General features: G+C 71.8%; 17 protein-coding genes. 13 read left to right on the forward strand and 4 right to left on the reverse strand.

The genetic code is table 11. The annotated features are described in order from the left end of the window. Positions 1-10: 10 nt before the first annotated feature. The 8 genes from mycP (at position 11) to ACLQ3F_RS27920 (ending at position 9,084) form a co-directional block, all read left to right on the forward strand. Positions 11-1,423: a type VII secretion-associated serine protease mycosin gene (gene mycP, locus ACLQ3F_RS27885; protein WP_425852414.1), complete on the forward strand. Its 1,413-nt coding sequence runs from the start codon at positions 11-13 to the stop codon at positions 1,421-1,423. Between the two features lie 159 nt (positions 1,424-1,582). Then, on the forward strand, positions 1,583-2,395 hold the full coding sequence (locus ACLQ3F_RS27890) for a TIGR03936 family radical SAM-associated protein (protein WP_357195368.1): 813 nt from the start codon (positions 1,583-1,585) through the stop codon (positions 2,393-2,395). Positions 2,396-2,526: 131 nt separating this feature from the next. Then, positions 2,527-5,643, forward strand: coding sequence for an Rne/Rng family ribonuclease (locus tag ACLQ3F_RS27895; RefSeq protein ID WP_425852416.1), 3,117 nt, complete (start codon positions 2,527-2,529; stop codon positions 5,641-5,643). Between the two features lie 116 nt (positions 5,644-5,759). Continuing rightward, on the forward strand, positions 5,760-6,242 hold the full coding sequence (locus tag ACLQ3F_RS27900; protein WP_425852418.1) for a hypothetical protein: 483 nt from the start codon (positions 5,760-5,762) through the stop codon (positions 6,240-6,242). A gap of 166 nt (positions 6,243-6,408) precedes the next feature. Continuing rightward, on the forward strand, positions 6,409-6,723 hold the full coding sequence (gene rplU / locus ACLQ3F_RS27905; RefSeq protein ID WP_007464063.1) for a 50S ribosomal protein L21: 315 nt from the start codon (positions 6,409-6,411) through the stop codon (positions 6,721-6,723). An 11-nt stretch (positions 6,724-6,734) separates the two neighbouring features. Next, positions 6,735-6,989, forward strand: coding sequence for a 50S ribosomal protein L27 (gene rpmA, locus ACLQ3F_RS27910; RefSeq protein ID WP_007464062.1), 255 nt, complete (start codon positions 6,735-6,737; stop codon positions 6,987-6,989). Between the two features lie 96 nt (positions 6,990-7,085). Further along, a complete protein-coding gene (gene obgE / locus ACLQ3F_RS27915) occupies positions 7,086-8,564 on the forward strand; it encodes a GTPase ObgE (protein ID WP_357195377.1) in 1,479 nt (492 codons plus the stop codon). A gap of 70 nt (positions 8,565-8,634) precedes the next feature. Continuing rightward, positions 8,635-9,084 (forward strand): GNAT family N-acetyltransferase, encoded by a 450-nt coding sequence (locus ACLQ3F_RS27920; RefSeq protein WP_355009314.1) that lies wholly within the window; start codon positions 8,635-8,637, stop codon positions 9,082-9,084. A 78-nt stretch (positions 9,085-9,162) separates the two neighbouring features. Here ACLQ3F_RS27920 and ACLQ3F_RS27925 read toward each other — a convergent pair whose 3' ends face one another. Further along, entirely contained in the window at positions 9,163-9,654 is a 492-nt protein-coding gene (locus ACLQ3F_RS27925) for a DUF4383 domain-containing protein (protein WP_357195381.1), read from the reverse strand. 229 nt (positions 9,655-9,883) lie between these two features. Here ACLQ3F_RS27925 and ACLQ3F_RS27930 point away from each other — a divergent pair, with 229 nt between their 5' ends. The 3 genes from ACLQ3F_RS27930 to ACLQ3F_RS27940 are packed head-to-tail and all read left to right on the forward strand — an operon-like array spanning position 9,884 to position 11,842. Next, positions 9,884-10,729: a hypothetical protein gene (locus tag ACLQ3F_RS27930; protein WP_425852419.1), complete on the forward strand. Its 846-nt coding sequence runs from the start codon at positions 9,884-9,886 to the stop codon at positions 10,727-10,729. Positions 10,730-10,760: 31 nt separating this feature from the next. Further along, the gene (locus ACLQ3F_RS27935; protein ID WP_357280365.1) at positions 10,761-11,228 is read left to right on the forward strand and encodes a phage holin family protein; all 468 of its coding nucleotides are present in this window, start codon (positions 10,761-10,763) and stop codon (positions 11,226-11,228) included. Further along, on the forward strand, positions 11,225-11,842 hold the full coding sequence (locus ACLQ3F_RS27940; protein WP_425852421.1) for a DUF3618 domain-containing protein: 618 nt from the start codon (positions 11,225-11,227) through the stop codon (positions 11,840-11,842). Before ACLQ3F_RS27935 ends, ACLQ3F_RS27940 begins: the two co-directional genes overlap by 4 nt. Positions 11,843-11,947: 105 nt before the next feature. Here ACLQ3F_RS27940 and ACLQ3F_RS27945 read toward each other — a convergent pair whose 3' ends face one another. Both ACLQ3F_RS27945 and ACLQ3F_RS27950 read right to left on the reverse strand, forming a co-directional pair. Beyond that, complete coding sequence (locus ACLQ3F_RS27945; RefSeq protein ID WP_425852423.1) at positions 11,948-12,964, reverse strand: glycosyltransferase; 1,017 nt, start codon at positions 12,962-12,964, stop codon at positions 11,948-11,950. 4 nt (positions 12,965-12,968) lie between these two features. After that, positions 12,969-14,246 (reverse strand): cytochrome P450, encoded by a 1,278-nt coding sequence (locus ACLQ3F_RS27950; RefSeq protein ID WP_425852425.1) that lies wholly within the window; start codon positions 14,244-14,246, stop codon positions 12,969-12,971. A gap of 141 nt (positions 14,247-14,387) precedes the next feature. On the opposite strand from ACLQ3F_RS27950, the gene ACLQ3F_RS27955 reads away from it, so the two are divergent. Next, positions 14,388-14,789, forward strand: a complete 402-nt coding sequence (locus tag ACLQ3F_RS27955; RefSeq protein WP_357263814.1) for a hypothetical protein — start codon at positions 14,388-14,390, stop codon at positions 14,787-14,789. 120 nt (positions 14,790-14,909) lie between these two features. Here ACLQ3F_RS27955 and ACLQ3F_RS27960 read toward each other — a convergent pair whose 3' ends face one another. Continuing rightward, the gene (locus ACLQ3F_RS27960; protein ID WP_124817462.1) at positions 14,910-15,128 is read right to left on the reverse strand and encodes a DUF397 domain-containing protein; all 219 of its coding nucleotides are present in this window, start codon (positions 15,126-15,128) and stop codon (positions 14,910-14,912) included. Between the two features lie 69 nt (positions 15,129-15,197). Between ACLQ3F_RS27960 and pepN the strand changes: the two genes are divergently transcribed. Further along, on the forward strand, positions 15,198-17,714 hold the full coding sequence (pepN, locus tag ACLQ3F_RS27965) for an aminopeptidase N (protein WP_425852427.1): 2,517 nt from the start codon (positions 15,198-15,200) through the stop codon (positions 17,712-17,714). The last annotated feature ends 86 nt before the right edge of the window (positions 17,715-17,800 follow it).

Raw genomic sequence — 17,800 nt, forward strand, 5'->3', positions numbered from 1 at the left:
GGATGGACGGATGAGGGTGAACGTCGGAGGCCTCCGGCCGGTAGTCGCCTGTCTGTTGGCGGGGTTCCTGGTGGTGGGGGCCGCTCAGCCGGCGGCCGCCGCTCCCCGTCGGGCCGAGCAGTGGTATCTGGACGAGCTCCGGATCGACCAGGTGCACAAGATCTCGACCGGGCGGGGCGTGGTCGTGGCCGTGATCGACACTGGCGTCGAGGCCAGCCACCCGGACCTGCGAGGTCAGGTGCTTCCCGGTGGACGCAGCTACGGCGCCTCCGGAGACGGCCGGGCCGACGAGGACGGGCACGGCACTCACATGGCCGGCATCATCGCGGCGAAACCCAGCGGCGACGGGGTGGACGGCATCGCCCCCGGCGCGAAGATCCTGCCCATCAAGATGCGCAGGGAGGACGGCTTCTACACCGACGCCGGGATTGCCCGGGGCATCCGGATGGCCGTCGACGGCGGGGCCAAAGTGATCAACATGTCCATTGGTGGCCCCGGCTTCGCCAATCCCGTGCAGACGAGCGCAATCCAGTACGCGTTGGACCATGACGTCGTCCTGGTCGCCTCCGCTGGTAACACCGCCCAGGGCCGCACCACAGTGGGCAAGCCCGCCAACACCCCCGGTGTCATCGCGGTGACCGGGACGACCAGGGGCGGCGCGTTCTGGTCCGGTTCGGTCCAGGGACCGGAGGCGGTGGTCGCCGCTCCGGGCGACGGGATCTACAACGTCGCCAACGAGGGGGGCTACGGCTGGGGCGACGGGACCTCCGACTCGAGCGCGATCGTCTCCGGTCTCGCCGCGTTGATCCGGTCGAAATATCCGGATCTCAGCGCTCCCAACGTGATCAACCGGATCATCCGGACCGCGCGGGACGCCGGTGCGTCCGGGCGGGACCCGCAGTACGGCTTCGGGGTGATCGACCCGACGCGGGCGCTGACCGCGAACGTGCCACCGGTCACCGCCAATCCGCTGCTCGACCCGGCCGTCGCGGCGACCGACCCGGGCCCGGGCCGTGCCGAGGGTGCGGACGAGGAGTTCGACGTCACCCAGCACGGCGATCGCGGTGGCCCCACCGACCAGCAGGTCATGGTGGTCGGCATCGGCATCGCCGTGGTGCTGGTGTTGCTGCTGGGTCTGGTGGTCTTCCTCATCTGGAACCGTCGTCGGTACCGGCGGGAGGCGGCCCGGGCCGCCGACATCCCGGACGAGGTGCTCGACCGGGTGGCCCAGGGCGCGTACCCCCCACCTGACGCGGGTTACGCCCCACCGCCGGGCTACCCGAACCCACCCGGTTACGCCCCTCCTGCCGGGTACGCGCCGCCTTCCGGCTACGCCCCACCCTCGGGCTACACCCCGCCCCCGCCCTCCGGCTACGGTCCGCCTCCGGGCGGGTCGCCGCCCGCGCCGCCGTCGGAGCGGTAACCGGTCCCGATCATGGTGGCCGGCCGGTGACCTCCGCGGTCGCCGGCCGGCCACCGACTTTCCCGGCGGGGGGTCACGGCCGTCGCGACCGGTTTGTGCCCGTCCGTCACTGCGGTTTCGGCCGCCCCGGCTGCGTACCGTCACGAGCCCTGCGCCAGGATGGGCGGACACGCAGGTACACCCGAGGAGCCCACGATCGCCAAGAAGCCTCAACCCGAGGGCGGCCAGGCACCGGTCGTCCAGCGCGTCCGCATCCGGTACGCCAAGCGCGGGCCGCTGCGATTCACCTCGCACCGGGACTTCGCCCGGGCGTTCGAGCGCGCGCTACGGCGGGCGGCTGTGCCGGTCGCCTTCTCCCAGGGTTTCCACCCGCACCCGAAGATCTCCTACGCCAGCGCCGCCCCGACCGGGGTGGCGAGCGAGGCGGAGTACCTGGAAATCGCCCTTCAGGCGGCGGTCGACCCGGAGGCGTTGCGCGCCGCGTTGGACGCCGCGCTCTCGCCGGGGCTGGACGTCCTGGACGCCGTGATCGCCGAAGGGGGCAACCTGCCGGACCGGATTGAGGCGTCGCACTGGCACATCGAGTTGCCTGAGGTCGACACGGCGGTGCTGCGCGACGCCGTGGACGCCTTCGTCGCGGCCGACGAGGTGCTGGTCGAGCGGATGACCAAGCAGGGTCGACGTACTTTCGACGCCCGAGCCGCCGTGATGTCGATCGATGTCCAACTGCCGACGCCGACGCCTTCCGGGGCGCCGGCCGTACCGTGTGCGATACTCGAACTGGTCGTGCGGCAGGTCACCCCGTCCGTACGGCCCGATGACGTCCTTTCCGGCCTCCGCGTGGTGGCCGACCTGGAGCCGCCGGTTTCGCCGAGGGTGACACGGCTGGCTCAGGGCACGTTGACCGCGCAGGGTGCGATCGTGGATCCGTTGGATGCGGACCGCGACGGGGCAGCCATCGTTGGGCACTGACCGACGGTCGGTGTTCTGGCAGGCAGACTTCGGCGGTCGCGCACCACGCGCGCCCGGCGGAAACACTTTTGCGGCGACCCTGCGTGGCAGCGCTCACCCGCGCCCGGGCTAGCCAGAACTGGAGAACGTCCATGCTCGAGAACGAGCCCGAGGGCGGCGAACGGGCCGGTTCACAGCCGGCCGGTGCAAGCGCCGACCAGAGCACCACGGCCGACGGCGGCGCCGTCGAGACCCCCACCACGGCTGTCGGTTCGGCCTCGGTGGAACCGGCGGAGAGCGCTTCCGCTGAGGCCGCCGAACCCGCCGCGCCGGTGCGGCGCACCCGGACGACCCGTCGTCGGGCCGCTCCGCTCAACCAGCCGGAGCAGACCGACGCCCCGATCGAGGCGCCCACCGGTGGCGCCGGCAACGTCGAGTCGCCGCAGGCGGAGGTCTTCGCCCCGATCTCCGGCGACCTGGACGTCGCACCGAAGACCCCCCGGCGTCGCCGCAAGGCCACCCCCGTCGAGACGACAGCCGAGGAGCCGCTGGTCGCCGCCGCTGCGGAGGCGGCCTCGGCCGAGGTGGTGCCGCCGGTCAAGGTGACCCGTACCCGGCGCAAGAAGGCCACGCCGGCGGCCGTCGAGGAGCCGCCCGCCGTCGAGCAGCCGGCCGCGGCCGACGAGCAGCCCGCGGTCGAGGAGCCGGTCGTCGAGGAGCCGGTCGTCACCGAGGAACCGGCGGAGTCCGACCTGCGCGAGGCCGAGGCCGAGTTGAACGACTCCCCGGCCCTCCCGAGCACGTCCGCTGCCGAGCTGGCCTGGAGCAGCGGTGCGCAGGACCGCTCCGGCGAGGTGCCACCGGGTGTGGCCGTCTCCGGTGTGACGGATGAGCCGAACGAGCCGGCCGAGATCGAGCCGGAGCAGCCGCGTACCCGTCGTCGGCGCGCTGCGCTCTCCGCGCCCACAGTGCTGTTCATGGCACCCCAGCCGGACGCCGTGCCGGTGACCCGCCCGGTGGAGCCCGCCGCGGCGACCGAGGAGCCGGCCGTCGAGGAAGCCGCCGAGCCGTCCCGCCGCCGTCGGCGTGGTCGCCGTGAGGCCGAGCCGGTGGAGCCGATCGAGGCCGTCGAGGCCGAAGAGGAGCCGACCGACGAGGCCGACGAGGCCGCCGAGGCGGATGAGGATGACGAGGACAGCGCCGCCGCGCGCCGCCGCCGCCGACGTGGTCGCCGGGGCCGTGGCCGGGGCAAGGGCGGCGCCGACGACGCCGAGGACGAGGAGTCCGAGGAGGCGGCGCAGGCCGACGAGGAAGAGACCGCCGAGGTCGAAGCCGAGGGCGACGAGGACGAGGAGTCCGAGGGCGGGGACGGTCTGACCCGTCGTCGTCGTCGCCGCCGCCGTCGTGGCGCCGGCGACACCGAGGGTGCGGCGGACGACGGCGTGCCGACCGTGGTGAAGATCCGCGAGCCGCGTCGGACCGTCGACGAGGTGCAGGGTGTGTCCGGCTCGACCCGGCTGGAGGCCAAGCGCCAGCGCCGCCGGGACGGTCGGGAGCAGCGCCGTACCCGCCCGCCGATCCTCAGCGAGTCGGAGTTCCTGGCGCGCCGCGAGGCCGTCGACCGGGTGATGGCGGTCCGCCAGCGCGGTGACCGCACCCAGATCGCCGTCCTGGAGGACGGCGTGCTGGTCGAGCACTACGTCACCCGCAATTCCTCCGGGACGATGGCCGGCAACGTGTACCTCGGCAAGGTGCAGAACGTGCTGCCGAGCATGGAGGCCGCGTTCGTCGACGTCGGCCGGGGCCGTAACGCCGTGCTGTACGCCGGCGAGGTCAACTGGGACACCTCCGGGTTGGAGGGGCGGGCCCGCTCGATCGAGCAGGCGCTGCGCTCCGGCGACTCGGTGCTGGTCCAGGTCACCAAGGACCCGATCGGGCACAAGGGCGCACGGCTGACCAGCCACATCGCGCTCTCGGGCCGGCACCTGGTCTACGTGCCCAACGGCAACGCCTCCGGGATCAGCCGCAAGCTGCCGGACAACGAGCGCAAGCGACTGCGGGACGTGCTCAAGAAGCTGGTCCCGGACGGCGCGGGCGTGATCGTCCGGACGGCAGCCGAGGGCGCCACCGAGGACGAGTTGGCCCGCGACGTCAAGCGGCTCCAGGCGCAGTGGGAGGACATCCAGGCCAAGGCTGCCGAGGGTGGCGCTCCGGTGCTGCTCTACGGGGAGCCCGACCTGGTCATACGGGTGGTCCGGGACCTGTTCAACGAAGACTTCCGCGAGCTGGTGATCGAGGGCGAGCAGTCGTACGACATGGTCGAGTCGTACCTGTCGCACGTCTCCCCGGACCTGGTCGACCGGGTGCGCCGGCACGTCGGCACGAGCGACGTCTTCGCCGAGTACCGGATCGACGAGCAGATCATCAAGGGCCTGGACCGCAAGGTCTTCCTGCCCTCCGGCGGCTCGCTGGTGATCGACCGTACCGAGGCGATGACTGTCGTCGACGTCAACACCGGCAAGTACACCGGCTCCGGGGGCAACCTGGAGGAGACCGTCACCCGTAACAACCTGGAGGCGGCGGAGGAGATCGTCCGTCAGCTCCGGCTGCGGGACATCGGCGGCATCGTGGTGATCGACTTCATCGACATGGTGCTGGAGTCGAACCGTGAGCTGGTGCTGCGCCGACTCACTGAGTGCCTGGGCCGGGACCGCACCAAGCACCAGGTCACCGAGATCACGTCGCTCGGCCTGGTGCAGATGACTCGTAAGCGGATCGGCGCGGGCCTGCTGGAGGCGTTCAGCGAGACCTGCGAGTGCTGCAAGGGCCGGGGCGTCATCATCCACACCGAGCCGGTGCCGGAGAAGCCGCGTCCCGCCGGTGCGGGGGAGAAGGTCAAGGCGGTCGCCTCAGCGGTGGCTCCCGCCCCGGCGGCCGAGCAGGGTGCCCCCTCGTCCCGTCGCCGGGCGCGCAAGAACGCCCCGGCCGCGGCCGAGCGGACCGCTGTCGAGGTCGTCGACACCGACACCACTGCTGAGCCGGACGCCGACTACCAGGACACCATGGGCTACGACCTGTCCCGCTACGAGTCGGAGACCGCCGCCGCACCGGCGATCTCCGACGCTCAGCAGGGTGAGTCGGCTCGGTTGGCCGCGGCGGACGACCCGGACGCGCTCGCCGACGCTGAGGGCGACGAGGAAAGCACCGAGGGCGGTGGCGGCCGTCGCCGGTCGCGTCGCGGTGGCGCCCGTCGGCGGACCCGCCCCTGAGCGCCTGACCGGCCACGTGTTTGACGAGGTCCCTCTCCCGGCAAAGTGACGGGGGAGGGACCTCGCCGTTGTGGCCACCCGGTCCTCGGTCGGCTGTCCCCGGTCAGGAGAAGAAGATGCGCCGTCTGCTCGCGGTCACCGCGCTGCTCACCATGCTCTCCGTCGCGGCCGGCTGCTCCACCGGTGGGACCGCCGAGGACGCCGGCTCGGCGGTCGCTGGCACCCCTGGGGGCCCGACCGGCATGCCGGCCAGCGGTGGTGTGGCGGGCGGCGACGCCACCCAGGTGTGCGCCGCCGCACAGGAGGCCAGCACCACTGCCGTTCGGACGTACGTGGGTGAGCTGGGTCGGATGCTCGCGGCGGTGGGCGCCGGGGACAGCCGCACCGCCGAGGCCGCCCGGGGCCGGGCCGAGGGGGCGCTGGCGGGCTGGCGGACCGTCCTGCGGGAGCAGTCGGAGCGGACCGACGATCCGCAGCTCAAGACGCTGCTCACCGACCTCGGCGCCGAGGTTTCCGCGCTCGGGGCCGACGTCGAGTCGATCGACGAGACCGAACTCGACCGGCTCCAGCAGCGCCTCGACCAGCTCTGTGAGCGCTGACCAGGGCGGGCCGGTTTGGGGTCCGGGCCAGCGATGGCGTACTCTTGCCTGCGGCCCACCTTTGGTGTGCCGAGTTCCCGTGTGCCCGCGCCGCCGTGCACTGCTACCCGGCGAGCCGCTGCGGGAACGACCGCCAGCAGCCTCAACGACAGGGAGTCCGCCTCCGATGTACGCGATCGTCAAGACCGGCGGCAAGCAGTACAAGGTCGCCGAGGGCGACGTGATCGAGGTCGAGAAGCTCACCGGTGCCCCCGGTGACGCGGTGAAGCTCACCGCGGTGCTCCTCGTCGACGGTGACGACCTGGTGACCGACGCGGCGAAGCTTGCCGAGGTCGCGGTGTCCGGCGAAATCGCCGCGCACACCAAGGGCCCGAAGATCCGGATCCACAAGTTCAAGAACAAGACTGGCTACCACAAGCGCCAGGGTCACCGTCAGCCGTTGACCCAGGTCAAGGTGACCGGCATCTCCAGCGGGAAGTAGGTCGTCCTCCAATGGCTCACAAAAAGGGTGCGTCCAGCTCGCGTAACGGTCGTGACTCCGCGGCCCAGCGACTCGGCGTGAAGCGCTTCGGTGGTCAGGTCGTCAGCGCCGGTGAGATCATCATCCGGCAGCGTGGCACCAAGTTCCACCCCGGTGACCTGGTCGGCCGTGGCGGCGACGACACGCTGTTCGCGCTGTCCGCCGGTGCGGTCCTGTTCGGCACCAAGCGCGGTCGCAAGACCGTCAGCATCGTTCCGCAGCAGTAGTTCTCGGGCTTAAGCGGGCCGCGGACCTCCGGGTCCCGGCCCGCTTAGCCTTTTTCGCGAAGTGCGAGGTTGGACCTCGCTGGAAGGATTGACGCCGTGGCAACGTTCGTTGACCGGGTCGTTCTGCATCTGCAGGCCGGCGATGGCGGGCACGGTTGTGTCTCGATCCACCGCGAGAAGTTCAAGCCCTTCGGTGGACCGGACGGCGGCAACGGTGGGCACGGGGGCAGCGTGTCCCTGGTGGTCGACCCGCAGGTGACCACGCTGCTCGACTTCCACTTCCACCCGCACGTCAAGGCCGACAACGGCAAGGGCGGCGCTGGCTCGAACCGGGACGGGGCCAACGGCCGCAACCTGGTGCTCAAGGTGCCCAACGGCACAGTGGTGCAGACCTCCGACGGTACGGTGCTGGCCGACATGGTCGGCGCCGGCACCACCTTCGAGGTCGCCCGTGGTGGGCGCGGCGGGCGGGGCAACGCCTCGCTGGCCAACGCCAAGCGCAAGGCGCCCGGCTTCGCCGAGCTGGGGGAGCCCGGCGACCAACTGGACATCGTGCTGGAGCTGAAGAGCGTCGCCGATGTGGGCCTGGTGGGCTTCCCGTCCGCCGGCAAGTCGTCGCTGATCTCGGTGATCTCCGCCGCGAAGCCGAAGATCGCCGACTACCCGTTCACCACCCTGGTGCCCAACCTCGGCGTGGTCCGGATGGACAACCACACCTTCACCGTCGCGGACGTGCCGGGCCTGATCCCCGGCGCGGCCACCGGTAAGGGTTTGGGCCTGGAGTTCCTGCGGCACATCGAGCGCTGCGCGGTGCTGGTGCACGTCATCGACTCGGCGACCCTGGAGCCCGGCCGCGACCCGGTGGCCGACATCGACGCCATCGAGGCGGAGCTGAGCCAGTACGGCGGCCTGGCTGACCGCCCACGTCTGGTCGCCGTGAACAAGGTCGACGTGCCGGACGGTCGCGACCTCGCCGAGATCGTGCGCCCCGACCTGGAGGAGCGCGGTTACCAGGTGTTCGAGGTCTCCGCGGCCACCCGGGAAGGGCTCAAGGAGTTGACGTACGCGATGGCCGAGCTGGTCGACGCGGAGCGTAAGGCCGCTCCGCCGGCCGAGCCGACCCGGATCGTCATCCGCCCGATCGCCGTGGACGACGACGGTTTCACCATCACGGCCGAGGCAGACGGCTCCTTCACTGTGCGCGGTGTGCGTCCGGAGCGTTGGGTCAAGCAGACCAACTTCGACAACGACGAGGCGGTCGGCTACCTGGCTGACCGGCTGGCCCGGCTCGGGGTGGAGGACAAGCTGGCCAAGGCCGGCGCGCAGCCCGGTGATCTGGTCCGGATCGGCGCGCGCGAGTTCGACTGGCAGCCGACGCTCTTCGCCGGCGTGGAGTTCGTGCCCGGTAACCGGGGCACCGACGTCCGCCTGGAGGAGAAGTCGAACCGGGCCTCCGCCGCGGATCGGCTCGCCGCCCGGAAGGCTCGGCGCGTGCGGCCGGAGGACGAGGTGGGCGCGGACCTCTCCGACGACGACATCGACGATGACATCGACGACGAGGACGACGCCGAGTAGTTCGTTGCGCTCCGTGGTGGGGTTGATTTCCGGAAACCTCCGCGAAATCCACGCGTCCTAGCGTGGGGTGATGCTGATCGAGTCCCGGCCTGCCACCGATCCGGAGATCGCCGCCATGGTCATCGCGCAGCAGCGTGAGCTGCGCGAGGCCGATGGCGGGTTGGACGGGCAGGTCTTCGTCCCCCATGACGACGTCAGCTACCTGGCGGTGGTGCTGAACGGTCGGGCGGTCGCCTGCGGCGGGCTCCAGGCACTCGATGCCGAGACCGGCGAGGTCAAGCGGATGTACGTCCGGCCCGCGTACCGGGGGCGGGGGATCGGTCGTCAGTTGCTGGCCGCGCTGGAGGAGTGCGCGTTCCGGCAGGGGCAGTCGGTGGTCTGCCTGGAGACGGGCACCTACCTGCCGGCCGCGATCGCTCTCTACTCCGCGTGTGGCTACCAGCAGATCCCGGTGTACGGCGAGTACGTGGGCAACCCGTACAGCGTCTGTTTCGCCAAGCGGTTGCCGGTCGCGGCCTGACGGCCGCGTCGCCGCTGCTGGCGTGCTCGACGGTCACCGGCTTCGGCCCGGCCGAACCCCGCTGCACCGAAACCCAGGTCAGTGCCGGTCGGCGGGGCTGTCCAGGCGTCCGCCGGTGCCGGCCTGGTTCGACAGCAGCAGCCCGAGCGCGAGCATTCCGAAGCCGAGCGCCAGGTGCAGCCAGTTGTCGGCGTCATTGACCGGCAGGATGTTCGCGCCGCCCTCCGGGTTGACCGCCTCGATCGCCAGGCCGTACAGCCAGAGAGCGAGGTAGACCGCGCCACCGGCGGCCAGGAAGACGCGGGCACCGGCGACGCTGCGGGCCAGCACCAGGCCGACCAGCCCGAAGAGCAGATGCACCACGTTGTGCAGGATCGACACCTGGAACAGCCCGAGCAGGTGGGCGTCCGAGTGGTGCCCGGCGAACCGCAGCTCGCCGTAGTCGGTGGTGATGCCGGGGATGAAGCCGAGGACGCCGATCAGGAGGAAGACCCCGGCCACCACCAGCGCGGCCAGCTGGACCCGGGGTCGGGGTCCGGCCGTTCGGCCGCCTCGTGCGTCTCGTGCCATCGCTGCCCCCTCCGTGGATCTGCCGATCTCGCGAACCTCACTGTCCGCAGCGGCGACGTGACGCAGCCCGACGATCCTCCATTTTGAAGACCAACCAGGGGGCCGCGCAGATAAATGCACGAAGAGGTATGGAAGCCGAAACGGAGGGTAGGTCAATGGTCAGCGGCCGCAGCAACGGGCCGCATCCCCCCAGCACAACCGCTACGACTTTCTGAGCGGAAGGGAAATCATGACTTACGATCTTTCACCTACGTCTTCCACGTACGGGCAGCAGTCGACCAACGGCGGTGGCGTCCGCGACCAGGCGCGCCAGGTCGGGTCGGAGGCCGCGCAGGCTGGTGGCGCGGTCGCCCAGACCGCCAAGGAGCAGGGCACCGAGGTCGGCCGTGAGGCGGCCCGGCAGGCCCGCAACCTGTACGGCGAGGCCCGCAGTCAGCTGGCAAGCCAGACCGGTGAGCAGCAGCGCCGGGCTGCCGGCGGGTTGCGTTCGCTGGCCGACGAGATGCGCTCGATGGCCGAGCAGGGTGGCCAGGCCGGCCCGGTGAGCGAGCTCGCCCGCCAGGCCGCCGACCGGGTGCACGGCGTCGCCGGCTGGCTCGAGGAGCGTGAGCCCGGCGACCTGATCACCGAGGTACGCGACTACGCGCGGCGTAACCCGGGCACCTTCCTGGTCGGCGCGGCGGTGCTCGGTGTGCTGGCCGGCCGGCTGACCCGTGGCATCTCGGCTGCCGGCGACGACTCCGGCAACGGTTCCTCGAACTTCCGGGGCGCCGGGGCGTACGACCCGGAGCAGACCGCTGTGATCCCGACGCCGCCGCCCGCGCCCCGCGCGGTGCCGGACGCCGTCCCGTCGGGCGGCTACCTCGACCCGACCCCCGGTACGCACACCCCGCCGACGTCCGGTGGCTACGCCGACCAGACGCCCGGTACCTACGCCGACTCGGCGCCCGGTGACTACGCCGATCCCACTCGGGGCGATCACCCGGAGCACTCCGGCACCGGTCAGCCGCTGCCGCCGGTGACCCAGACCGACCCGCTGCCGGGCGTGCCGTCCAGCGGCAGCCCTCGCCCGTGAGCCGCCGAGTCATCCGAAGGGAGGCGACGGCATGAGCATGCCGACACAGGGGTCCGGACTGGACTCCGGTTACCACCCCGACGCGGGTGCCCCGCACACCGCGTCGGAAGTGAAGAGCAGCTCGCTGGGTGACCTGATGCGTCAGGTCACCACCGACCTGTCGACGCTGATGCGTCAGGAGGTCGAGCTGGCCAAGGCCGAGATCCGGCAAGAGGGCAAGAAGGCCGGCAAGGCCGCAGGCCTCTTCGGCGGTGCCGGCTTCGGTGGCTACATGGTGGCCCTGTTCGTGTCCATCGCCATCTGGCAGTTCCTGGACAACGTCATGGACTCCGGCCTGGCCGCGCTGATCGTGGCAGTGATCTGGGCAGTGGTCGCCGCGGTCCTCTACTCGATGGCCAAGAAGAACGCCCAGCACGTACGCGGGCTCAAGCAGACGAACGACAGCGTGCAGCGGATCCCTGACGCGCTCAAGCCGCACCCGGAGGGAGTCACCCGATGAGCACCGATCCCGATCAGATCCGCCGGGAGATCGAAGCCACCCGTAACAGTCTCAGCTCCGACGTGGACGCGCTGGCGTACAAGGTCAGCCCGAGCCGCATCGTCGACGACCGTAAGCAGCGGGCCCGTTCCGCTCTGCAGAATGTGAGGGACAAGGTCATGGGAACCGCGTCTGACCTCGGCCACGGCACCGGCCAGGCCGCCCACTCGGTGGGTGACCGCGCCTCGTCGGCGGCCTCCAGCGTCAGCGACGCCGCGCACTCGGCGGCGACCACTGTCAGCGACGCCGCGCACAGCGCCCCGCGGGTGATCCGGCAGAAGTCCCAGGGCAACCCTCTCGCCGCCGGCCTGATCGCGTTCGGGGTCGGCTGGCTGGCCTCGTCGCTGATCCCGGCTTCCCGCCGCGAGCAGGAGGCCGCCGCCCAGATGAAGGCGAAGGTCAGCGAGCACAGCGGGGCGGTGAAGGAGAAGCTGAGCGAGGTGGCCAGTGAGCTGCGCGAGCCGGCCCAGCAGGCCGCCGAGTCGGTGAAGTCCACCGCTCAGGACGCCGTGCACGCGGTCAAGGACGACACGAGGTCCGCCGCCCACCAGGTCAAGGACCACGCCACTCCCTGAAACACCCCCAACCAGCACGACAGCTCGCGGTCACCCTCCGGTGCCCGCGAGCTGTCGCGTTGAGGTCAGCGCCGATCTTGCGGTTTCGGCTGGGGTTCTGTGCGTTTACCGGCGGTAATGTCCCAACCGGAAGTGCAAGATCGCGGGGAGTCGTGGGTTGCGCGGGGCGGGGTTGGCGGCTCGACGGATTCGGGTGTCGCCGTAGCGGACGCCGCCCAGCAGGAGGCGTCGGGTGACCGCCAGCCAGCCGCACACACCACGTTCCAGCAGCCAGAGTGGGGCCGCCAGCGCCGTGCCCGGCGGGAACACACGGGTGCCGCCGGCGCGGCGGCGACCCGTCTCGGCCAGGGCGACGACACCGGCCACCGCGCCGAGCAACAGCCCGGGGCGGCGCGACGTGACCGCCACCGCCGGCAGCACCGCGAGCGCGGTCAGCAGGCGAGCCGGCTGAGCCAGATCGTCGTACGCCTGACGCACTCGTTGACCACGGAAATGCGCCGCGTCCGGAGGTAGTCGGCGGACGTACAGCCAGGCCGGCGTCGCCTCGGTGCCGCCGTACCCGCGCACCGTGCGGATCAGCTCCAGGTTCTCGAAGAGCACGTCCGGGTCGTACCCGCCCATGGCGAGGAAGGTGCTGCGCCGCACAGCGAGGGTGCCCGGGTAGTCCGCCCCGAGCGCCCGGTTGAGCAGGGTGCGGCCGGTGTCCCACCAGGCGTGCCAGGGCAGCGGGTCGAAGTAGTTCTGCGGGCGTACCAGGTCGGCCCGGTCCAGCAGCCGGTGTACCGCGGTCAGCGCGGACTCGTCGTACCGGACGTCGTCGTCGGCGATCACCACGTGCTGGTGGCCGGCCGCGCGGACGCCGGTGTGTACACCCAGCACCTTGCCGTTGAGCCCACGCTCACCCGGATCCGGTGGAAGGTGCCGGACCAGCCCTCGCCACGCTTCGGCGTGCCGGGCGAAGACCGGCGGAGGCGAGCCGTCGACAACGAGCACCTCCACCCGGTCACACAGCCAGCGCAGGTAGTCGGTCAGCTCGGTCAGGCCGGTGTCGGTGTGCCAGCGCAGCGGCAGTACGTACGTCATCGGTAGGCGGGTCGGTGGGGCTTCGGTCCGCCGTGTCACGTCGTCACCTCGACCACGCACGATCATCGTCCGTGCGGGAGAAATGGCGGACGTTGGTGAGGGTCAGTCCGATGGGCGGCAGCGCGGGCATCCGGTGCAGATCCAGGGCCAGGTTCTGGACCGGCACGTCGTAGCGCATGGTGGTGGTCAGGTTGGTGACCGCCCGTTTCATCAGGTCGATGGTGATCCACTCGCCGGCGCAGCGGTGCCCGGCCCAGTGGTCGCCACCGCCCTGCGGGATCAGCTCGAACGGGTTCACCCGGCGGCCGGCGAACCGCTCCGGGCGGAACAGCTCCGGTTGTGGCCAGAGCGTCGGGTGGTGGTTGGTGCCGTAGAGGTCGAGCAGCACCCGTCGACCCTTCGGGAAGTGGTGGCCCTGCCAGTCGAAGGACCGCCGGACCCGGGCCGCCGCCATCGGAAAGAACGGGTAGTAACGGCGTACCTCCTGGACGAAACGCTCGGTGGACTCGTCGTCGTCGCGGACCCGTTCCCGCCAGGCCGGATGGTCGTGCAGGGCGAGCGCGGCAAAGGTCATGTACTGGTCGACGGCGACCACCGGGCGCAGCACGTTGAGCAGCTCCACCGCAGCGATCCGCCGGGGCAGGAGGTTGCCGCGCCCGTCCCGGTGTTCGGCGATCACGGCCAGGGCGCTGCCGGCCGGCGCCGGGGCGAAACCGACCCGGGTCCGTTCGACGAGGTCGGCGAGCCAGCGTTCGGCGCGGTACCGGGCGATCCGTCCCCGCCAGTGTCGGGGTCCCATCACCGCCGGGGCCTCGATCATGGCGTGCAGCTCGACGGCCCGGCGTTCGACCCGTGACGCGGGCAGCGGTACCCCGGCCCAGGCGCAGACCACCCGGGTCAGCAGCCGACCCAGCTCGTCGTAGAGCGACACCGGACCGGCACGTTCCCAGGCGGCGATCCGGGTCCGCCACTCGTCGTCGAAGAGCTGACCGAGCCGCTGGATCGCCGCCGGCGTCATGATCGACATGAACATGGCCTTGCGGTCGACGTGCTCCGGCCCGTCCAGCCCCTGCACCCCGCCCCTCCCGGTCAGGGTCCGCTGCACGCGCAGCGGCATAGCTGTGGCGCGCTGGAAGCGGTCGTTGTCGTAGAACAACTCCGCCGCCGGCCGGCCCCGCAGGCAGATGGTCGGGGCGAGCAGGATCCGGGTCGTGAAGACGTCGCTGCCGTACCGCTCGCAGCGCTCGCCGATGAACCGGTAGCCGGCGCGGAGCAGCGCGAGGGTGCTGTCCGGGCTGCGGTCGGCCGGCATGGTCGCCATCGGGTCTCCTCACGCGCAGGTGGGGCTGGTCGCGTTTGCCGCTGCGCTTACCCCCGTCGTCGCCGCTGAACCCCGCTCGGCTGGCCCCTCCCAGGGACGGCGGAACCTGGTTTGCTGGTGAAACGAGCACGGGGAGGGCGGATGCGCGACAACAGAGCGCCGCACTGGCGGCAGCGGCGAGTGGCCGGGGCACTGGGCGGAGGCCGCGACGGGCGGTCCCTGATCGGGCCGCCTCGGCGGCCCACCCGTCCGCACCGGTTCTTCACGGTGCACCTGGGCTTCACCGCGCCCGGCCCGGCCGAGGCGCGCGAGCTGGCGGTGGCGTACGCGGAGGCGCTGAGCCTGCTGCGCTCCGAGGTGGCACTCGGCGCGGCGGCCCTGTCGCCGGCGGACGCCTGGCAGCGGGCCGAGCGGCTGTTCTGCGGGGCGGTCGGCCCGGACGGAGAGCGCTGCGTCGACGTCGCCGACCATCCCGGTTTCCACCACGCCCCGGGCCCGGGTGGCCTCGGTTGGGGCGACGGCGACGGCCCCGGCGATGGTTGACCACCAGCCCCGGGTGGCCGACCCGGCAGTGCGCCGGCCAACCAGCCAGCGTGGCCGTGCCGGTGTCCCGACCATGGGCACCGGCACGGCGATCCACCACCGACTGGTCGGCGGGCGCGGTCAGTCCAGGTCGAACTCGCCGTCCTGCGCGCCGGCCACGAAGGCGTCCCACTCGGCCTGGGTGAAGACCAGCACCGGCCCGTTCGGCTCGGCCGAGTTGCGCATCCCGATCAGATCGTCGACGAAGGCGACCTCAACGGCGCTGTCGGAGGTGTCCCCCTCGGCCCGCTGCCAGACCGCCCGAGAGAGGTCGAAGTCGCCCTTGGGGTGCTGCGCCATTGTTCTTTCCTCCAGTGCCGAGGGTCGTGTGGTGACCGGGTGCCGATCCCCATCGGGCAGGATAAGCGGATGCCGAGCCTGACCCGTGTAGAGGCGACCGCGCGTGGCGCGGCGATTACTGTCGAGTCCTATCAGGTGGACCTCGACCTGACCGCTGGCGGCGACCTGTTCCGCTCCCGCGTCGAGATCCGGTTCCGGGCCACCGCCGGCGCCGCGACCTTCGTCGAGGTCAGGCCCGTCAAACTGCACGGTGTACGCCTCAACGACCGTGACCTGGACCCCGGCCTGCACACCGACAACCGGTTGCCGCTCGACGGGCTGGCCGAGGAGAACACGCTCGTCGTCGAGGCCGACATGGCGTACTCGAAGACGGGGGAGGGGATGCACCGCTTCGTCGACCCGGCCGACGGCGAGACGTACCTCTATGCCATGTCGTTCCTCGACAACGCGCAGCGCATCTTCGCCGCCTTCGACCAGCCCGACCTCAAGGCGCCGATCACCCTCTCGGTCACCGCGCCGTCGCAGTGGATCGTCGCGGGCAACGCCGAGCTGGCCGCCAACCCGGCCCCCGGGCGTTGGGAGTTCGCCCCGAGCGAGCCCCTGGCCACGTACTTCTTCTCGCTGATCGCCGGGCCGTACCACGTCCGGCGGGCCGAGCACGACGGCGTGCCGCTGGGCATCTACTGCCGTCGGTCGCTCGCCGAGCACCTGGACGCCGACGCCGACGAGATCTTCGACGTCACCCGGCAGTGCCTGGACCGGTTCCACAAGCTCTTCACCGAGCGCTACCCGTTCGGCAAGTACGACCAGGCGTTCGTGCCCGAGTTCAACGCCGGGGCGATGGAGAATCCCGGCATCGTCACCTTCCGCGACGACTACGTGTTCCGTTCGGCGGTCACCGACACCGAGCGCGAGCAGCGGGCCACCACCATCGCCCACGAGATGGCGCACATGTGGTTCGGTGACCTGGTCACCATGCGCTGGTGGGACGACCTGTGGCTGAACGAGTCCTTCGCCGAATACCTCGGCACTCGGGTCACCGCCGAGGCGACCCGCTTCGACCAGGCCTGGACGACCTTCGCGATGCGGCGCAAGGCCTGGGGCTACGCCGCCGACCAGCGGCCCTCCACTCACCCGATCGCCCCGCCGGAGGTCGTCGATGCCGACGCTGGCCTGCTCAACTTCGACGGCATCTCGTACGCCAAGGGCGCCAGCGTGCTGCGGCAACTGGTCGCGTGGCTCGGCGACGAGGCTTTCCTCGCCGGCCTGAACGCGCACTTCGCCGCACACCGCTTCGGCAACGCCACCCTCGCCGACCTGCTGGCCAGCCTCTCCGCCAGCAGCGGGAGGGACCTGTCAGACTGGGCCGAGCTGTGGTTGCGCCGCCCGCAGGTCAACACGCTGCGCGCCGAGGTCGCCGTGGACGCGGACGGTCGCTACAGCGAGGTGGCAGTGGTGCAGACCGCGCCCGAGTCGTACCCGGTGCTGCGCCCACACCGGATCGGCGTGGGCCGCTACTCGATGGACGGCAGCGCGCGGCGCGACGAGGTGGACATCGACCCGAACGCCGACGGGGGCCGTACCGTTCTCAGTGCGTTGACCGGCGAGCCGGCGGCCCGGTTGTTCCTGCTCAACGACGGTGACCTCACCTTCGCGAAAGTGCGCCTCGACCCGGCGTCGGCGGCCGTCGTCCCGCAGGTGCTGCCCGCTCTGACCGACCCGCTGGCCCGGGCGGTGCTCTGGCGCGAGGCACTGGACGCGACGATCGACGGCGAGCGGCCGGTCACCGGCCTGGTCGACCTGATGGCCGCCGCGCTGCCCGCCGAGACCGAGGTGATCATCGCGGAGGACGTCCTGACGCTGAGCCGGTCCCTGGTCGACCGCTACCTCGACCCGCTGACCCGCTCCGCGGCGCTGGCCAGGGTCGCGGGGACGTGCCAGCGGCTGCTCGACGGCGCACCGGCCGGGCAGTCGTTGCAGCTCGCCGCCGCACGGGGTTGGATCGCCGCGACCACCGACGCGGATCTGCTCGTCGGTTGGCTCGCCGGCCGGGATGTGCCAGCCGGTCTGAAGGTCGACGCGGAGCTGCGCTGGGCGGTGCTGCGCCGCCTGGTGGTGCTGGGCGCCGCCGGCGAGGCCGAGATCGCCATCGAGGCCGCCGCCGACAACAGCTCCACGGGCGCGGAACGGGCCGCCCACTGCCGGGCGGCGCTGCCCGACCCGGTGGTGAAGCAGGCGACCTGGGAGATCATCGTGCGGGACACCGCGCTGTCCGGTCGGCTGCTGGAGGCGATCGCCGAGGGGTTCTGGCAGCCCGAGCAGGCCGACCTGACCGCCGCGTACGTCGATCGGTACTTCGCGGAGATGCCGGCCGCCGCGCACCTGCGTACCCCCTGGACGGCCGACCGGGTGGCAGCCCTGGCGTTTCCCCGCTACGCCGTGGCGCAGCCCACCCGGGAGGCGGCCGCGGCGCTGCTGGCCCGCGACGACCTGACCCCCGGTCTGCGCCGGGTGGTGACCGACGCCGACGACGACCTGCGTCGCGCGCTGGTCGCCCGGACGGCGGTGGCCGCCGCCTCGGCCTGACCGCTGCCCGCGCCTCCTGACGCCGTGGGTGGCCGGCCCGCGGTGGCCGCTGCGGGGTGGCTGGCCGGCCACCCCGCAGTCACCGC

Origin of the sequence: Micromonospora sp. DT15 (genome assembly GCF_049841475.1) — a bacterium.
Taxonomy (GTDB): Bacteria; Actinomycetota; Actinomycetes; order Mycobacteriales; family Micromonosporaceae; genus Micromonospora.

Excerpts from the sequence above, each read along its gene's own strand:
- rpmA (WP_007464062.1), top strand. The coding sequence starts at position 6,735 with ATGGCTCACAAAAAGGGTGCGTCCAGCTCGCGTAACGGTCGTGACTCC.
- ACLQ3F_RS27960 (WP_124817462.1), bottom strand. The coding sequence starts at position 15,128 with ATGGCGCAGCACCCCAAGGGCGACTTCGACCTCTCTCGGGCGGTCTGG.
- ACLQ3F_RS27890 (WP_357195368.1), top strand. The coding sequence starts at position 1,583 with ATGGGCGGACACGCAGGTACACCCGAGGAGCCCACGATCGCCAAGAAG.
- ACLQ3F_RS27930 (WP_425852419.1), top strand. The coding sequence starts at position 9,884 with ATGACTTACGATCTTTCACCTACGTCTTCCACGTACGGGCAGCAGTCG.
- ACLQ3F_RS27920 (WP_355009314.1), top strand. The coding sequence starts at position 8,635 with ATGCTGATCGAGTCCCGGCCTGCCACCGATCCGGAGATCGCCGCCATG.
- mycP (WP_425852414.1), top strand. The coding sequence starts at position 11 with ATGAGGGTGAACGTCGGAGGCCTCCGGCCGGTAGTCGCCTGTCTGTTG.
- ACLQ3F_RS27925 (WP_357195381.1), bottom strand. The coding sequence starts at position 9,654 with ATGGCACGAGACGCACGAGGCGGCCGAACGGCCGGACCCCGACCCCGG.
- ACLQ3F_RS27895 (WP_425852416.1), top strand. The coding sequence starts at position 2,527 with ATGCTCGAGAACGAGCCCGAGGGCGGCGAACGGGCCGGTTCACAGCCG.
- ACLQ3F_RS27940 (WP_425852421.1), top strand. The coding sequence starts at position 11,225 with ATGAGCACCGATCCCGATCAGATCCGCCGGGAGATCGAAGCCACCCGT.
- pepN (WP_425852427.1), top strand. The coding sequence starts at position 15,198 with ATGCCGAGCCTGACCCGTGTAGAGGCGACCGCGCGTGGCGCGGCGATT.
- ACLQ3F_RS27900 (WP_425852418.1), top strand. The coding sequence starts at position 5,760 with ATGCGCCGTCTGCTCGCGGTCACCGCGCTGCTCACCATGCTCTCCGTC.
- ACLQ3F_RS27950 (WP_425852425.1), bottom strand. The coding sequence starts at position 14,246 with ATGGCGACCATGCCGGCCGACCGCAGCCCGGACAGCACCCTCGCGCTG.
- ACLQ3F_RS27935 (WP_357280365.1), top strand. The coding sequence starts at position 10,761 with ATGAGCATGCCGACACAGGGGTCCGGACTGGACTCCGGTTACCACCCC.
- rplU (WP_007464063.1), top strand. The coding sequence starts at position 6,409 with ATGTACGCGATCGTCAAGACCGGCGGCAAGCAGTACAAGGTCGCCGAG.
- ACLQ3F_RS27955 (WP_357263814.1), top strand. The coding sequence starts at position 14,388 with ATGCGCGACAACAGAGCGCCGCACTGGCGGCAGCGGCGAGTGGCCGGG.